Annotated in this window: 9 protein-coding genes; 5 read left to right on the top strand and 4 right to left on the bottom strand. The window is 76.2% G+C overall.

Annotated features, from left to right (window positions below):
• Positions 1 to 9: 9 nt before the first annotated feature.
• From BJ981_RS29280 to BJ981_RS29265, 4 genes are all read right to left on the bottom strand, one after another.
• Positions 10 to 1,635 (bottom strand): hypothetical protein, encoded by a 1,626-nt coding sequence (locus BJ981_RS29280; RefSeq protein WP_184616658.1) that lies wholly within the window; start codon positions 1,633 to 1,635, stop codon positions 10 to 12.
• Positions 1,632 to 4,049, bottom strand: coding sequence for a lantibiotic dehydratase (locus BJ981_RS29275; protein ID WP_184616657.1), 2,418 nt, complete (start codon positions 4,047 to 4,049; stop codon positions 1,632 to 1,634). The genes BJ981_RS29280 and BJ981_RS29275 overlap by 4 nt, the downstream gene beginning before the upstream one ends.
• Positions 4,046 to 5,932 carry a hypothetical protein gene (locus BJ981_RS29270; RefSeq protein WP_184616656.1) on the bottom strand — a complete coding sequence of 629 codons (1,887 nt, stop codon included), beginning with the start codon at positions 5,930 to 5,932 and terminating at the stop codon, positions 4,046 to 4,048. The genes BJ981_RS29275 and BJ981_RS29270 overlap by 4 nt, the downstream gene beginning before the upstream one ends.
• Positions 5,933 to 6,147: 215 nt before the next feature.
• Positions 6,148 to 6,279, bottom strand: coding sequence for an ammosamide/lymphostin RiPP family protein (locus BJ981_RS29265; protein ID WP_184616655.1), 132 nt, complete (start codon positions 6,277 to 6,279; stop codon positions 6,148 to 6,150).
• A gap of 503 nt (positions 6,280 to 6,782) precedes the next feature.
• Between BJ981_RS29265 and BJ981_RS29260 the strand changes: the two genes are divergently transcribed.
• From BJ981_RS29260 to BJ981_RS29240, 5 genes are all read left to right on the top strand, one after another.
• Positions 6,783 to 9,230 carry a lantibiotic dehydratase family protein gene (locus tag BJ981_RS29260; protein ID WP_184616654.1) on the top strand — a complete coding sequence of 816 codons (2,448 nt, stop codon included), beginning with the start codon at positions 6,783 to 6,785 and terminating at the stop codon, positions 9,228 to 9,230.
• Between the two features lie 24 nt (positions 9,231 to 9,254).
• A complete protein-coding gene (locus BJ981_RS29255; RefSeq protein ID WP_184616653.1) occupies positions 9,255 to 10,352 on the top strand; it encodes an NAD(P)/FAD-dependent oxidoreductase in 1,098 nt (365 codons plus the stop codon).
• Positions 10,349 to 12,934, top strand: coding sequence for a lantibiotic dehydratase (locus tag BJ981_RS29250; protein WP_184616652.1), 2,586 nt, complete (start codon positions 10,349 to 10,351; stop codon positions 12,932 to 12,934). Before BJ981_RS29255 ends, BJ981_RS29250 begins: the two co-directional genes overlap by 4 nt.
• A 341-nt stretch (positions 12,935 to 13,275) precedes the next feature.
• Positions 13,276 to 14,862: a TldD/PmbA family protein gene (locus tag BJ981_RS39480; RefSeq protein WP_184616651.1), complete on the top strand. Its 1,587-nt coding sequence runs from the start codon at positions 13,276 to 13,278 to the stop codon at positions 14,860 to 14,862.
• A gap of 410 nt (positions 14,863 to 15,272) precedes the next feature.
• Positions 15,273 to 16,766, top strand: coding sequence for a TldD/PmbA family protein (locus BJ981_RS29240; RefSeq protein WP_184616650.1), 1,494 nt, complete (start codon positions 15,273 to 15,275; stop codon positions 16,764 to 16,766).
• The last annotated feature ends 230 nt before the right edge of the window (positions 16,767 to 16,996 follow it).

The following is a 16,996-nucleotide window of genomic DNA, read 5'->3' as shown; positions in this document are numbered from 1 at the left end:
CGTCGCTCGTCATCGCCGGATCAGCAGGCCGCCGCCCACGAGGGCGTCCAGCACGCGGGCGCGCACGGCGGGCGCGACGCCGGGCAGCGCCTCGGCCTCGGGCACGACGCGGCGTCCGACGCGCAGGCGGCTCGCCACGCGCGGGTCGAGCCGGACGATCCGGCCCGCGCGCAGGTCCACCGCGTACCACTGCCCGGACGCGGCGGGGCCGGCCACCACCACGGTGTCCGCCGCCAGCGCCACCCCGTTCTCACCGTCCGTGCCGTCGGTCCCGTCCGTCCCGTCGTTCAGGGAGCCGGGGGCCAGGTAGGCGGCGGCGACGCGGGCGGGGATCAGCGTGCCGGCGCGCGCGAGGCCGGGGCCGATCTCGGACACCAGCTCCTGGACCTCCGCACGGCTCAGGGTTCCTTCGGCGAGGAACTCGCGGTGCCGCGCGAGGTCGCGCTCCGCGCCCGTCCGCCCCCAGCGCACGTGGGTCTCGCCCCAGCGGGGGTCGTCCCAGTGGGTGGGCCAGTCGAACGGGCGCAGGCCGACGAGACGGTCGACCGGGCCGCCGGGCGCGGTGAGGGTCTCGACGGCGGCGCGGGTGCGTGCCGCGGGGACGCCGGGGGCGCCGAGCCACAGCTCCGCGAGCACGGTGACGCCGGAGGCGCGCAGGACGTCGAAGGCGGCGCGCGCCTTCTCCGCGGGCCACGCCGAGCCGCCGCGGCCGGCGAACTCGTGGTCGGCGGCGCACAGCCCGAGTACGGCGGTCACGCATCCGGCGGCGACCAGCTCACCGGGCGCCTCCACCGCCTGCCGCAGGCTCACGCGGCCGGCCCACGGCCCTGGCGGCACGGGGTCCGCCGCCCGCTCCCGCCAGTAGACCTCCGTCTCCCCCTGGGGTGCGGCGTCTGTCTCCCCTCGGGGTGCGGCGCCGGGGAGGCCGGTGACGCGCCAGCGGAGTGGGGAGGGCGGGGTGGCGAGGCTCGCGGCGTGCAGGGGGGACAGGCGGGCGAGGACGGGCCAGTGCCGGTGCGCGTAGCGGCCGGTGACGCGGACCGGGCCGGGCAGGCGGGCGGCGAGCGCGAGGGCGGCGGGCAGTTGCTGGTCGCGTTCCAGGACCAGCCACACCTCGTCCCCCGGGCTCACCGCGGCGAGCGCCTCTTCCAGCTCGGGGTCGTACGGCGCCGGGCCCGCGGAGGCGCGCGACGCCGCCGCCGAGTCCTCCGTGGTGCCGTCCCGCAGCTCCAGGTCGTCGAGCACCAGGTCGACGGCCGAGCCGGGGTGGGTCTCGGTGACGGCGGGCACCAGCAGCCCCGCGGCGCGCAGCCGCGCCATCGGCCCGGCCGGATCGGCGAGCACGGCGACCCCCGCCCGCAGCCGCACGACACGCTCCCCATCGCCATCGGCGCCGGAAGCGCCGCCGGCGTCCGCATCATGCTGAGCGCCCGGGGCGGAGCGGCCGGAGCCGTCGTGCGCGCCTTCGGACGCCGCGAGGGCGGGGGCCGTGGCGAGGACGCGGGCGATGAACCGGCGGCCCGGGTCGAGGAGCCGGTGCGGTCCCGCCGTCCACTCGGCGCTCAGGGTGACGTCGCCGAGCGGCGGCACGATCACGACCACGTCCGGCCCGGCGTCTCGGGAGTCGCGGGTCATGGTGTGGCCTGGATGTGGCCGACCAGCGCTACGCGGAACTCGCTGGTGTGGGGGCCCGCCGAGCGGGTCAGCCAGAGCTCGCCGGGACCCGGGAGCATCTCGGAGACCGCGAGGGGTCCCGCGGCGGCGAGCACGCGGAGTTGCTCCTGGGCCTGGGGGACGTCGAGGTCGAGGTACACCGGTTTGGTCTCCGAGGGGCTGAGGGCGAAGACGTGCCGCGGCCAGCCGAGCCGTTCGCGGGTGGCGGTGACGGCGCGGAACAGGTCCAGCCGTCCCTCGGCGGCCACGATGTCCGCGAGCCCGCCCGCGGGCAGGTCCCAGCGCTCGCGCTGGACGACCAGGTCGCCGAGCAGGAGGCGCGGGGTGTGGGCGCCGGCGCGCAGCCGGGGGAAGTCCACCGGCACGGGGGCGAAGACGCGCAGGTGGGGGTGGTCGTCCTCGCCGACGTACAGCGAGATCGGCCCGCTCGGGCCGACCAGCTCGGGTTCGCCGTCCCGGAGCACGGCCCGCAGGTCGCCGACGGCGAGCCGCCGTTCGGGGCCGGCGCCCGCGCGCCCGGCGACCTCGATGAAGCGGCCGGGGTAGGCCTCGCCGACCAGACCCTTGTGCTGGCGGCGGTGCAGGACGGTGGCGGCGCGCCCGGTGCCGCCCCAGACGTCCAGGACGGGAGCGATGTCGCGGGCGAGCCGGTCGGGGTCGGGCGCGAACACGCCCTGCAGGCCCCAGGCGAAGACGTAGGGGTGGATCTCGCCGAGGACGAGCGGCGCGTCGTCGTCCTTCTGCACCATGACGTCCGGGCTGACGAAGAAGGATCCCTCGGGCGCGTCGATGAGGTCCTCGACCTGGTGCGGGTCCAGGTGGGCGCGGCGGCCGTCGGAGGCGGCGAGGAAGCGGTCGAGCAGCGCGGTGCGCCACCGTCCCCACGTGTCCAGCACGGGCTCGAAGACGCCTTCGGCGAGGCGCGCGGCGAGGGCGTCGGCGAACTCCAGGAACGGCAGCGAGCCGCCCGCGCCGGCCAGCACCTCGGCGGCGATGGCGCGCAGGCCGTCGCGCTGGGCGTGCCCGCCGGTGAGGCCGAGCCTGAGCACCGGGTCCAGGGCGTTCTCGACGCGCCGGGCGGTCGCGGCGGGCCAGATCAGGGGCTCGTCGTCGGCGCGGCAGTCCTCGAACAGGATGAAGCGGTCGGCGTACGTGCGGCCCTGGTTGCGCCGGGCGGGCACGCCGGTGACGGACTCGAACAGCTCCTCGGCCGCGGCGAGGATCTTGGTGCGCCGGGGGACGGCCGTCTCCTCGGCGAAGCGCTCCAGCAGCGCCTCCATGTCGGCGGCGGCGGTGACGAAGCGCCGCGCCTCGGGCACGTCGGGCAGGCGGGCGACCACGTCGCGCAGGGGGTGGACGGTGGTGGAGCTCGGCTCCAGGTCGCGGCGGAGCAGCAGCGCCCGTTCGAGGGCGGTGATCCTGCGCGCGGTCTCCTCCGGCGTGAGGCCGAGCGCGGCGGACAGCTCGCCGGGGGTGCGGGTGCCGTCGGCGGCGCGCAGCAGCGCGACCGCGGTGGCGTCCAGTTCGACGGGCGGGCGGCCGGGGATGGTGGCCCGGGTGTCCTCGACCACCGCGACCGGCAGCCGTCGCGGCGGCAGCGCACGGCGGACGGCCGGGATCTGGGCCGCCGCCCTGCCCCACGCCGCCGCGGCCCAGAAGGCGAAGAACGCCGCCCGGTGCACCACGCCCGACGGCGTCTCGGGCGAACGGCCGGCCGTCTCCGCCTCCGGGTCGACGCGGCCGAAGCAGATGGGGCCGAAGAAGCTGGTGGTCTCGTTCTTGGCGGCGAGCCGCTGCGCGAAGGCGTAGACGCGGCGCTCCAGGGCGCGGTCGCGCGCCGTGCGGCCGGCCTGGGACTCCGTGCCCAGGTCCCGGCGCACGAGGGTCTCCAGGAAGTCCGGGGAGAGCAGGAAGATCGCCTCGCGGACGTCGGCGCGCCCGGTGAGGGCGAGCAGCCGCGCCGCCGCCTCGGGTTCCTCCTCGGCCAGGAGGCCGCCCGCGCGGGCGACCTCCCGGTCGGCGGCCTCCAGCGCCTCGGTCCAGGCCCGGTGCCCGCCGGTCAGGGCGGGCGACCAGTCTCCCGGCGGCAGGCCGGCCCGCGTGCGGCGGCCGAGCCTGCTGCGCAGCCGGGACAGCGCGCGCAACGCCGCCCTGCTTCCCGGCTCGCCGGGGTCCCCGGAGGCGCGCAGCCGCGCGACCTCCTCGGGGACGACCTGCCGTAGCAGGCGGGCGCGGGCCTCCTCGGCGCGCTCGCCCCACAGGTGGGCCTCGCGCAGCGCGGCGGCGGTGCGGGGGCAGCCGAGACCGTCGATCAGGCTCAGGGCGAACCCCGCGCGCCGCAGCACGAAGGAGTCCAGCATCCGGAAGGCGGTCATGCCGACGGTGCCAGGTCGAGCGCGATGAGCCGGAACGGACGGTTCAGCTTGGTGGTGGGCCGGGGCAGCGCGGCGGCCAGTGCGGACGGGTCGCCGCCCGCCGCCGCGTCGAGGGCGGCGATCAGCTTGGCAGCCTCGGGGCGGAAGGCCAGGCTGCGGGAGGCCAGCTCCCTGACGACCGGGCCCGGCGCGTCGCCCGCCGCGATGGCGCGCCCGGTCGCGGCGAGCGCCAGGTAGTACGGGTCCTGCATGACGGACGCGGCGGACTCGGCGCGGGCGTACCACTCGCCCGCGCGGGCGGGCTCGCCGAGGTCCAGCAGCAGGCCGCCGACCTCGGTGGCGACGATCTGCTGGTGGAAGTGGTCGTCCAGCTTGCTCGCCAGGTCGTACACCGCGCCGAACCCGGCCAGGGCCTGCTCGGCGTCCCCGGCCAGGTAGCTGAGCCCGGCCGCGCGGTAGTGGTGGTGCTTGAAGAAGCTGTCGCCCCACTCGGAGCTGATCTTCGCGAAGTGGTCCCACGTCGCGGAGGCCAGCTCGTACTTCTTGCCCATCTCCTGCAGCACGCTGATGTTGGAGATCAGGTTGATCTTGAGGTGGGTGGCGTCGGCCGAGTGCAGCTTGGAGATGAGCCCGACGGCGAGCTTCTCCTCGCGCATGGCGGGCCCGGCCTCCTTGGCCCGGACGTGGGCCAGCGCGCGCACGTTGCGCAGCCACGCCTGCTCGACGGCCGAGACCGGGGTCTTGACCTCGGCGAGCCGGGTCAGGCCGTGCTCGATGTCGGCGATGCCCTCCGGCAGGGTGCCGGATCTCTTGACGGCGAGCAGCGCGCGCAGCAGCAGGATGCGGGCCTCGCTGACCGGGTCGGGCGCCTCGGCGAGCGCGCGGGTGAACTCCTCGCGGGCCCCTTCGAGGTCCTGCACGAGGGCGCGCACGACGCCGACGCACCGGATCGCGAGGGCGCGCAGGTGCGCGGGCGACTCGGCGACCTCGGCGTAGATGCCGATCGCGGGGGTGCCGTCGCCGGGGTCCAGGGCCGCGAAGTGCTCGGCGACCTCCGCCACGTCCAGGGCGGGCGCGGCGTCGAGCCGGTCGAGCAGCAGCTCGGCGGCGAGCACCGCGCCCTCGTAGTTGGCGCTGAAGAAGCAGGAGCGTATGGCGAGCAGGGCGGCGGCGACGGCGCGCTCCGGCTCGACGTCGGGGGCCTCGAACGCCTCGGTGAGCTGGCGGTGCTCGGCCACGTCCCGCGCGGCCGGGCCCGGCACGGTGTCCGGGACGTACCCGCCGGGGGTGGCGGGCGCGGTCAGGCCGAGCCGGTCGAGGACGGAGGCCAGCGTGCGGCGCCGGATGTCGGCGGCGAGGGTGGCGGGCCCGGGCTCGGCCGGGGTGACGTCGGCCAGTTCCACGCGCACCCCGGCGGGCGGCTCGCTGAGCGTGAGCCGCTCCACGAGCCGTGGCAGCGCGCGCAGGCTGACGATGTCGGCGTGGGCGGTGCCGCGCAGCAGCAGGGGACGGCCACTGGCCACGAGACCGGCGGCGATCGCCTCCGCGGCGGTGTCGAGCACCCGGAAGACCTGCTCGGACTCGGCGTGCAGGCGGCGCTCCGACGGCGTGCCGGCGAGGTCGGCCAGCAGCGGCGCGTCCGGGAAGGTGCCGGGGAACAGCCAGTTCCACTCGGGCCTGCGGCGCCGCGCGACCTCTACCACCGCGTCGGGGGCGAGGCCGTCGAGCGCGGCGATCACGGCCCGCAGGGACGAGAAGGCGACGGGAAGCCGGGCGCCGGCGTCCACGACGACGGGCGCCGGGCCGGCCGGCGGAGACGACGGGTCATCGGCGAGGACGACCACCGCGTCCCGCGGTAGCTCCACCAGTGTGTTCACGGCCATTCGTACCTGAGCTCCCATCGATCCCGTCGGTTTGATGAATGAAGCCTTCTCGACCGGTCCCCGCGGGCCCGAGGCCATGCCGCCGATGTTTCGAGAACCCGTACCGGCGGCACGCGTGGCCCCGGCTCGGATGCCGCGGATCACATGGACGCGTCACTCACGTCGAGAAGGTCGGATGTCGGTGAATCAGAGGTGACCGTCTCCGCTCGCCCGGGTCAGGCGAGGGGGGCGATGCGGTTCTCGATCTCTTCGAGCAGGAATTCCATGTCGTCGAGGTCGCCGAGCTCGTCGCCGTCGAGATCGGTCTCCTCCGCAGCGCCGGTCTCGGTGATCTCTTCGTCGGCCATCCAGGGTCTCCTCTCGAAAGGCGCCCGATGACACGCGGAACCGTGTCACCGCGCTTTCCCTCGTCTCCGCCGTGCCGCCCTGACCCCCGTGCGCGCCCCCGGCGGGGCACGCCGGACACGCGCCGATGGTCACAGGGTCACGGCCCTGCTTTCGCCCCCGATCCTCCAGTAGCCACGATCGCGTTGTCTTCTTCGGACGTGCTGACCTTCCCCCGCCGCGGCCCGGTCCCTGCGGGCCGCGTCCCCGCGTTCCGGCCGTCCGATCGGCGTGCGGAAACCCGCTGATCAGGGCCTCAGCGGTACGCGCGCTCCGTCATCCCGCCCGGGACGCGCCCGCCGCCGGAAGAGGTCCCTGCGACTGCGCAATCTGGAAGATGGAGCGGCGGGCCGCCGTAATTACCGTGGGCGTCGATCCTGTGCCGCCTTCGGGAAGGAACGCCCATGCGCATACCCGCCGACGCGGCCGCCTCCCCCTGGCCTCGCGGCCTCCGCGAGGCCACGGCGTGACGGCGGATCCGGGCCGGTGGCGTCCGGCGCCGCTGGCGTTGCTGCGGCGCACCGGGTTCCCGTTCGAGTGGCTCGGCCGGCTCACCCGGGCCGAGGTGGCGGAGGCGCTGGCGGCGCACCGGGCCGCCGGGGAGGCCCTGGCAGCGGCGTGCGCGGAGTTCACCGCCGAGGTGTTCCCCGCCGCGGTGCGCGAGCAGGAGGCCGCGGGCGCGCCCGCCCCCGCGTTCAAGGCGCTGTACCGGGTGCGCAAGGCGGCCGAGCGCGCCGAGGCGCCGCCCGCGCGGGCCCTGGCCGACGTCGAGGCGCTCGGCCCCGGCACGGCCGCGTGGGCCGCCCACCTGCGCGCCGCCGTCGCCGAGCTGGACGCCCGCGCCGCCGAACTGGACGCGGCCGCGGGCCGTGCCCTCGACGGCGCTCGTGGCGCGCTGTGGGAGGCGGCCACCAGCGCGCCGTTCCGCGAGGCCGTGCTGCTGTCGAACCCCGGCGCCTACGAGCGGGTGCTGCACGGCGCGCCCGGCGTCCCCGCCGCGTCCCGCAACGCCAAGGCCCGCCGCGACGAGGGCCTGCTCTACGCCTACCTGCAACGGTTCTGCGCCAAGAACGAGTCGGTCAGCTTCTTCGGCCCCGTGGACGCGGTGCGTGTCGACCCGGCGTCCCCCGAGCCGCTGCGGCTGGAACGGGAGCCGGGCGCGCTGCTGCGGCGGTGGCCGCGCGCCGCGCACTGGGCCGCCGAGGCGCTCGGCGCGCGGCTGGCCGCCGACCCCGGCATCCAGGCGCGGCTGCCCCTCAGGCTCGCCCCCGGCTTCGCCGCCGCCGCGGACGGGCGCGCGCTGACCCTGCCCGACGGCCGCAGGGCACGCCTGGACGAGGCGTCCCGCGCCGTGCTCCTGGCCTGCGACCGCGGCCTGACCCTGGCCGAGTTCGAGGAGAAGGCGGCCCCTGAGGAGTCGGCCGCCGCCGCGCGCCTGCTCGCCCGGGGCGTGATCCGCCGCGACCCGCAGATCCCGACCACCGTGGACGACCCCCTCGCCTGGCTGGACGGCGCGCTGACCGGCCTGTTCGACCCCGCCGAGGAGCCGCCCGCCGCGCTCGCCGGGATCGGCGCGTTCCAGCGGGCCGTGCGGGCGTTCGCCGAGGCCGGGCCGGACGGCAAGGCCGACGCGCTGCGGGAGGCCGAGCGGTGCTTCACCGAGCTGAGCGGGGCCGAGGCCCGGCGCGCGGCCGGCACGATCTACGCGGACCGGCTCATCGTCACCGAGGACTGCCGGGGCGACGTCGTGGACGCCGCCGTCGGCGGGCCGCTGCTCTCCCTGCTGTCCGAGCGGCTCGACCCGGTGCTGCGGCTGTCGGCGAGCTACGCGCTCACCCTCGCCGAGGCCGTCCACGCCCGGGCCCTCGCCCTGCACGCCGAGCTCACCGGCGGCGGCGCGCGGGCCGGTTTCCTGGCCTTCATCGCCGAGCTGGACCGGCGCGTCCAGGTGGACGAGCTGACCGCCGACCCTGCCGTGGCGGCCTTCCTGGACCGGCTCGCGGGCATCGTGCGCGACCGCGACCGCGACGGCGCCGCCGACCTGGACGTGGCCGACGTCGCGCCGCTGCTGCGCCCGCTGCCCCCCGGGCTCGCCGTCTCCCCCGACGTGTTCCTCGCCGCGCCGTCCGAGGACGCCCTGCGTCACGGCGACCTGGACGTGATCGTGGGCGAGATCCACCACGGCGTCCAGGTCTGGACGCACCTGACCGCCCTGACGCCCGGCCGTGACGGCTACGCCGCCGAGCTGGCCGCGCTGCTGGAGCTGGACGGGCGCCCGCCCGCCGCCCTCGTACACCGCCGCACCCAGGGCAAGGCGTTCGAACGCGACCTGCCCGGCCTCGACGTCGAGGTGCTCGGCAGGTCCGCCAAGCCGGGCGAGGACCGGCTGCGCGCCGCCGACCTGTCCGTCGTCTCCGCCGGGGGACGGCTGCGGCTGCGCCACCCCGAGGCGGGCGAGCCGTTCCTGCGCCCCCGCGACCCGAGGGCCGCGTCGAGCTGGCTGTTCGGCCCGCCGCCCGTCGTGCTGCCGCCGCTGCGCCTGCCCGGCGGCGCCCCGCGCGTGCGGCTCGGCGGCGCGGTGGTCTGGCGCCGCGGCTGGGAGCTGCCCCGCGAGGCCCTGACGCCCCTGCTCGACGCCCGCGGGCCGTCCGAGGCGCTGCTCGCCGCCGACCGGCTGCGCGCGGCGCACGGGCTGCCGTCCCGCGTCTTCGCGCGCGTGCCCGGCGAGCGCAAGCCCTTCTACGCCGACCTGGCCGAGCCGCTGAGCCTCGAACACCTCGCGCACATGGTGCGCCCGGCCGGCGGGCCGCTGCGGCTGAGCGAGCTGCTGCCGGGCCCGTCCGGCTGGTGGCTGGCCGACGACCGGGGCTCCTACAGCACCGAGCTACGGATGACCTACATCACCCGCCTCTGAGGCGCAGGACCGGAAGGAACACCAATGGCACAGACCCGATACGACGTCGCCGTCATCGGCGCGGGAGTCGTCGGCGCGTCCGCCGCCCGCCGCCTGGCCGCGCAGGGCGCCTCCGTCATCGCGCTCGACGCCCACGGGCTCGGCGGGCGCGGGTCCCGCGCGGCGGCCGGCGTGGGGGTGCCGTCCGTGCGGCTGCTCGCCGACCCGCTGATGCTGTCCTTCGCCGAGGCGGGCCGCAAGCAGCTCTTCACCGACCTGGACGAGATCACCGGCGGCGACCCGGGGCGGCTGCGCACCGAGGCGGGCGTCATCCGGCTCGTCCGCACGCCGCAGCAGCGCGAGGAGCTGGAGGGCGCCGCCACCGCGCACCCCGGCTACCTCGGCACCTGGTACGACGCCGCCGGACTCCCCGAGCTCGAGCCGCTGCTGTCCCCCGACAAGCTGCACGGCGCCTACTTCGACCCGTCCGGCCTCGTCATGGACGCCGACGGGTACGTCAGCCTCCTGCAGCAGGCCGCGACCGCCGCGGGGGCCAGGATCCGGCTCGCCTCCCCCGTCCTCGGCGTGGAGCGCACCGCCGACGGGGTCGAGCTGACCACCCACGACGGGACCGTCCAGGCCGACCGGGTCGTCCTCGCGGCGGGCGCCTGGTCCGGGGCCATCCCCGGACTGCCCACGTTGCCGATCCGCCCGCTGCGCGGCCAGATGCTGCGCGTGGACGCGCCCGTCACCCTGCGGCACGTCGTCTCCGGGTCGCTGTACGCGGCGCCCAGCCGGTCCGGCACCGTGGTCGTCGGCGCCACCGAGGAGAAGACCGGCTTCACCGAGACCGTCACCCCCGAAGGGCTCATGGTGCTGACCGCGTTCCTCAGCAGGACGCTGCCCCGCCTCGGCGGCGGCACGCTGCGGGACGTGTGGAGCGGCCTGCGCGCCGCCGCCCCCGGAGGCCGTCCGCTGCTCGGCTTCCTGCCCGGCGACGACCGCGTGATCGCCGCCACGGGCCACGGCGGCCAGGGCATCCTCACCGGCGCGCTCACCGGCCTCGCCGTCGCCGCCCTCATCGCCGGCGACCAGAACGAATGGTCCACCGCCTTCACCCCCGGCGCAGAGCCCACCCGATGACCCCCACCCACCCCGCCCCTCCCGACACTCGCCCCATCGCCACCACGCCGAGCCCCGTCCGGCCGGGCCCGCGCGAGTCGGCCGGGGCGGGGTGGGAGCTGCATCCCGAGTTCATCCTGCGCAGCACCGGGTTCCCGTTCGCGCTGCTGGAGCGGATCTCCTTCCCGCTGACGTCCGCCGGGATCGACGCGCTGCTCGACGCCCGCGAGGCGCTCGCCACGGCCGCCGACGCCGCCGTGGCCCACCTGCGCGACTCCGAGGACGTCACCGACGGAAAGCTGCGCCGCAAGCTCTGGAAGACCCTGTCGCGCCACCGTCCCCTCCCCGACCCCGCGGAGACGGCCGGGCTGCCGTCCACGACCAGGACCCTGCTGGACGACTACGCCCGCGCGCTCGACCGGCTCGCCGAGGCGGAACGCGAGGCCCGCGCCACGTTCGACGCCGAACTGCCGGCCCGCCGCGCCGCCCTGCGCGACCTCGTCTCCGACGAGCGCTTCCAGGAGGCCGTCTGGCTGTCCAGCCCCCAGATGTACGACCGCGGCCTCCGCGGCTACGTGACCTCGGACACCACCACACCACGCACCAGCCGCACCCGCTCCCTGGAACGCCAGCTCGCCGGCTACCTCCAACGCGTCGCCGCCAAGAACGAGACCACCAGCTTCTTCGGCCCCATCAACTACGGCACCTTCACCACAGAACCCGGCGCGCGCGCCTCTGAGGGTGAGGAAGGCCGAGGTGGCGGGGCCGGGATGGTGGTGCGGCGGCATGCGTACGTCGCGTACTGGGTTGTGCGGGGGCTGGCCGACAAGGTCGCGGAGGACCCGGAGGTACGGCCGCACCTGCGGCCGCGCCTGTCCACGCTGGCCCGGCTCGCCCCGGACGGCACGTCGGTGACGCTCGTCCGCACCCGCACGATCGCCCTGAAGGGCCGAGCCGCCGCGCTGGCGCCGCTCGTGGACGGCAAGCGCAGCGCGACCGACCTGGCGCGCGAGACCGGGATCCCGGTCGCCGAGGTGGTCACGGAACTGGACCGGCTCGCCAGGGGACGCGTCGTCGCCTTCGGCGTGGACCTGCCGGTGACCGAGCCGCGCGCCCTGGAGGCGCTGCGCGACCGCGTCGCCGAGCTCCCCGACGACTGCCCCGCCCGCAGGGTGTGGCTGTCCCGTCTCGACCGGCTGCGCGAGCTCCAGGAGGAGTTCGCGGCCTCCGGCTTCGACCGGCGCCGTGAGCTGCTGCAGGTCCTGGAGCAGGAGATCGGCGAGCTGACCGGCCAGGACACGCGCCGCGCGGGCGGACAGCTGTACGCCGACCGGCTGGTGATCACCGAGGAGTGCCTGGGCGCGGTGACGCCGCTGCACCTCGGCGAGGACGTGCTGCGCCTGCTGACCGACGAGCTGGCCCCCGTCCTGGACGTCCTGGCCGCCGAGGCCGTGCGCGTGCACGCCCGCCTCACCGCGACCGCGCTGACCGGCCTGAACCTCGCGGAGGGCGACCGGCTCCCCCTCCCCGCCTACCTGGCCCACTCCTGGCCCACGGCGCTGACCCCTCCGAGCCCCGCCGACGGGGCGCCGGAATCAGAGGACCCGGACCTTCGTTCCGCGCGCGCGCCGGGAGGCCGGCGCGCGGTCATCGACGAGCGCGTGGACACGGGGGAACGCGTCGAGCTGGACGCGCGGGACGTCGTCGTCGATCCGGAGGCGCTGGCCGGACGGGCCCTGATCTGCTCGCCTGACATCATGATCGTGGCCAGGGACCTGGACGCCGTGCGGGCCGGGGACTTCACGCTCGTGCTGGCCGAGTCGCACGACACGGTGCTGCTGTGGGGCTGGGCCCTGCAGTTCATGGACGACCCCGGCGCGACCCAGGACGCGATCGGCGGCCTGCTGTCCCGGCTCGACACCGGCCGTCCCCTCGCCAACATGCTGACCTCGAAGCGCGCGAAGATCGTCCCGTTCGAGTTCCCGGGCGCGACCGTGGAGGCGTCCCAGCCGAGCAGCCGCGCCGACGGGCGGACCATCCCGGTCGGCGAGGTGGACGTGGTGGTGCGGGACGGGCGGCTGACGCTGTCGGCCCCGGGACAGGACGGGTTCCTGCTCTACAACGGCGAGTTGGACTCGCCCGCGCACAACGCGCTGGCCCCACCCCGGGTGCGCCCGGTGACGTTCGGGCGCGCCGGGCTCCGGCACACTCCGCGCGTCACCGTCGGCCGTACGGTGCTCCAGCGGGAGCGGTGGCTGATCGCCCGCGAAGAACTGGTCCCCGAGCCGGCGCGCGGCGGCGACGACGCCTCGTTCGCGCTGCTGGTCGCGCTGCGCCAGGTCGTCCGCCGTCACGGCCTGCCCCGCTGGGCCTTCGTCAAGATCCCCGGCGAGCGCAAGCCCGTCCTCCTCGACACCGAAGGTCTCTTCCTCACCGAACTGGTCGCCCACCTCAGCGAGCAGGGCGCCGACCTCGGCGTGTCGGAGATGCTGCCCGGCCCCGGCGACCTGTGGCTCCACGGCTCCGGCGGGGCGCACTGCTCCGAACTCCGCCTCACCGCCGTCCGCACGGCCCCCGCCTCACCAGGAGACGCACACCCGTGAGCACGCCCCTGACCCACCCCGGGTCCGGCCGCCACCCCAACCACGGCACCGACCCCACCCCCCAACACACCCCACAACCCGGCCCCAGCCCAGAAGCCGGACCTCACCCCGGAGCCGAACCCACTACCGAACCGAAACCCGGCACCGGAGCCGGACCCGCTACCGAACCCGGCCCCCGACACGGCACAGAACCCGGCCCCGGCACCGGAGTGGGACCTTATATCGGAGTCGGACCCGCTACCGAACCCGGCACCTGTACCGATATCGAACCCAGACCCGGCGCCCGGCCGCGGCACGCGGCCCGCCCCGCCCTCGAGGAGACCTCCTCGCCGGCCACCCCCGTGATCGACCCGGAGGCCGCGCTGCGCACCGCTGCTGCGGCGGCGGGACCGGGGCGGCGGGCCGAGGTGTTCGCCGAGTCGTGGGTGCTGTCCCGCGCAGTCGCCGACCGGTTCGGGCTGCGGCTGGCGCAGCGCCGCCGCGAGGGTACCGGGCTGTCGCTGACCACGGCGGACGGCGTCCACCACCGCCACCTGCCCTACCTCGACCCGTCCCGCCTCCCCGCCCTCCTCGCCGACGACCCCACGTCCGCCCGCCCCACCGGCCGGCACGGCGGCCCAGCCGCAACCGCCCCCTACGACCTGCGTCCCTGCGACCCGGGCGGAACACCCCCGTACAACCTGCGTCCCGGCGACCCGGGCAGAACTCCCCCCTACGACCTGCGTCCCGGCGACCCGGCGGACGATCGCTCCTCCACCACTCCCCTCGGCGGTTCCCCTGCCGTACCGGCTTCCCACGGCTTCGCCGCCGTCGCGGAGGCCGGCCTGGCCACGGCGGAGGAGCTGTCCCGGATGGTGGCCCTCGCCGCCGACGAGGTCGAGGCGGCCTTCCCCGGTGTCGTGACCGCCCGGGTGACCGGCGAGTTCGTCGAGCGGGCCACGCTGGTCGCCCGCGAGGACGGACTGCTGCGCCACGGCACGCACCGCCACCTGGAGCTGCGAATCCACGCGACCGCGCGCCGCGACGGCGTCATCGCCCGCACCCTCCGCGTCGCCGGGGCCGAGATCCGTCCTGCGCCTCCCATCGCGGAGGGCCACCGGGGGCAACCGGTCGGCGGGCCACTGGGAGGCGCACCGGGTGACGACGTCGTCCGAGCGCTGGCGCGGGCCGCGGCGGAGGCATCCGTCCGCGACCTGGACGCCGTGGAGCCGCCTCTGGGCGAGATGCCCGTGGTGCTCGCCCCGGGCGGCCCGGGCGCGCTGCTGCACGAGGTGTGCGGCCACGGACTGGAGGCGGACGTCGCGCTGCTGCCCGGCGCCGCGTACGGCGGCCTGCTGGGCGACCTGCTGTCCCCGGCGGGCCTGACCCTGATCGACGCGCCGCGGGCCCCGCTCGGCGCGGGCCTGTACGACTTCGACGACGAAGGAGAGCCCGCCGAGGAGGTCGCGCTGCTGGAGGACGGCGTGCTGCGCTCCTATCTGCGTGACCGGCGCGCCTCCGCGGCGGCCGGGCTGCGTCCGCACGGCCACGGACGGCGGCTGAGCTACGCCTACCCCGCGCTGCCCCGCATGAGCTGCACCTACGTCGCCCCCGGCCGATCGTCCCCCGAGGAGATCATCGCCGCGACGCCGTACGGCCTGTACGTGGAGTCCATCGTGTCCGGCGAGACGGACATGAGCTCGGGACGTTTCAGCGTGCGCGTGACGGCCGGACGGCTGATCGAGAACGGCAAGCTGACCGCCCCGATCCGGGAGGCGACCCTGTCAGGCACGGGCCCCGGCGTCCTCCGCGACATCGACATGATCGGCGACGACCTGCGCTTCATGCCATACGGCTACCAGTGCAACAAGCTGGGCCAGTTCCCGGTAACAGTCTCAGTAGGCCAGCCCACCCTGCGGGTGGCCCGCATGACAGTGAGCGGCCCATGACCACGATCAACCCAGGCACCACCCCGGACACCGACCGAGGCGCGCTCCCGGACGCGGCCCCAGGCATTGACCCAGGCCCGGTCTCGGGCGCGGCCCCAGGCATTGACCCAGGCCCGGTCTCGGGCGCGGCCCCAGGCATTGACCCAGGCCCGGTCTCGGGCGCGGCCCCAGGCATTGACCCAGCCCCGGTCTCGGGCGCGGCCCCAGGCATTGACCCAGCCCCGGTCTCGGGCGCGGCCCCAGGCATTGACCCAGCCCCGGTCTCGAGCACTGTCCCGGACGTGGTCTTAGGTATTGGCTCGGGCGCAGTCTCGGGCACGGTCTCGGGCACAGTCTCAGGGGCTGTCTCGGGCACTGTCCCCGGCGCGGTTTCAGGCGCTGTGCGAGGCGCCGCCCCGGCCGAGGTGTCCGTGCTGCTGGACCGATGCCGCGCGCTGCTGCATGCCGTCGCGGCGGCCGGTGGGGACGCGGCCGACGTCGAGTGCGTGTCCACCTCGGTCCGCGCCGTACAGGTCTTCGCCGACGGCACCCACGCGGCCCGCCAGGGCGTGACCACCACCACGGGCCTGCGGGTCCGCGCCGGAGACGGCGCCGCCGCCCTGCTGCTGGGCGCGCCACCGGAGTTCCCCGATGACGTGGCCCGCCTGGCGGTCGCCCTGGCCCGCCGCTCCCGCGCCGACAGCGGCCTCCCACTGATCTCCCTGACCCCAGCCACAAACACCCCCCCGAACCCGGACAGGGACAGCTCCCCACGCCCGACCCCCAACACAGACGGCGCCCCGCGTCCGACCCCGGACGCGAACAACTCCCCGCACGCGACCTCGGACACCGACGGCACCACGCAGGCGACTTCGAACACGGATGGTGCCCCACTCCTGTCCGTGACTGGCGCTGACGGCCGCTCTGCAATGTCGCGGGGCACGGACGTGCATCCGGCACCTGCAGAGCCGGAGGCTCCGTTCGAGATGTCGCGGGGCCTGCTGGCTGAGCTGCTGGCGACGTCGGATGGTCCTGCGGGCCTCGGCGCCGAGTACGTGCACAGCCGTAGTTGGACGATCGCCGCCGACTGGACGGGCGCGGCGGTGGCGTACGAGCAGAGCGCGCACCACGCCTGGCACTGGCTGGAGGGCCTCGGCGGGCACATGGTGGACGGGCTGACCGCCTCGCGGTTCGACGAGCTGCGGTGGGACGCCCTCGCCGCACGCGCCCGCGAGTTCCGCGCCGTCCACCTCGCGGGGCCCCGGCCGCTCGGCGACGAGGGGCCGCTCCCGGTGCTGCTCCATCCCGGGGTGGCGGCCCACCTCGTCCGCAGCCTGGGCTTCCTGTTCAGCGCGGGCAACGTCCTCGCGGGGATGCGCCCGCTGCTGGAGCGGGTCGGCCGGCGGATCGCCTCCCCCGCCGTCACCCTCGTGGACGACCCCTCTGGCCCCGTGGACGCCGAGGGCACGCCGACCCGCCGTCAGACGCTGCTGGACGGCGGGGTGCTGCGCGGCTTCCTCACCGGCCGCACCAGCGCCGCGGAGCTCGGCGTGGCCCCCTCGGGCGCCGCGCGGCGCGCCGCCCCTGACCAGCCCGCCGTCGAGAGCCCGTCCCGCATCTCGCTCGCCGCCGGCGAACGGTCGCTCGACGCGCTGCGCGCCGAGATGGGCGACGGCGTCGAGGCGGTCGGAGTCGTCCAGCCGGGCGCGATCCGGGGACGGCGCGGCACGTTCACGACCGTGGTGCTCGGCTGGCGGGTCCGCGACGGACGGCGCGCCGAGGCGCTCGGCCCCGTACGCCTGTCCTCCGGCATATTCGAACTCCTCCGCTCCATCACGGCAACCGGCAACGACCCGGCCCGTTCCCACCTCGCCCCCGGCGCCGAGAGCCCAAGCGTCCTGATAAGCCGCATGGACACCGGCTGACATCGACCGACCGGGGAGGCGCGTTCCGCCAGAGGCCTTACCCCTCCCCGGGACGGAAAGCGCGAGTGCGCTGGTAAGCCACATGAACGTCAACTGACGACCGGCCGATCCGGCGGAATTCGCAGGCGCCCTCCTCCCTGACCTTCCGGGGAGGAAACTCAAGTGTCCCAGTAAGCCGTATGAACGTTCGCTGACCTCGAACGGTCGGGAAGGTGGAATTCGCCGGGTGT

Origin of the sequence: Sphaerisporangium krabiense, assembly GCF_014200435.1 — a bacterium.
GTDB lineage: Bacteria > Actinomycetota > Actinomycetes > Streptosporangiales > Streptosporangiaceae > Sphaerisporangium > Sphaerisporangium krabiense.
This window is presented reverse-complemented; position numbering and strand designations above follow the sequence as displayed.

Bases quoted from the DNA above. Each gene is read 5' to 3' on its own strand.
- BJ981_RS29280 (WP_184616658.1), bottom strand. From the start codon at position 1,635: ATGACCCGCGACTCCCGAGACGCCGGGCCGGACGTGGTCGTGATCGTG.
- BJ981_RS29275 (WP_184616657.1), bottom strand. From the start codon at position 4,049: ATGACCGCCTTCCGGATGCTGGACTCCTTCGTGCTGCGGCGCGCGGGG.
- BJ981_RS29270 (WP_184616656.1), bottom strand. From the start codon at position 5,932: ATGGCCGTGAACACACTGGTGGAGCTACCGCGGGACGCGGTGGTCGTC.
- BJ981_RS29265 (WP_184616655.1), bottom strand. From the start codon at position 6,279: ATGGCCGACGAAGAGATCACCGAGACCGGCGCTGCGGAGGAGACCGAT.
- BJ981_RS29255 (WP_184616653.1), top strand. From the start codon at position 9,255: ATGGCACAGACCCGATACGACGTCGCCGTCATCGGCGCGGGAGTCGTC.
- BJ981_RS29250 (WP_184616652.1), top strand. From the start codon at position 10,349: ATGACCCCCACCCACCCCGCCCCTCCCGACACTCGCCCCATCGCCACC.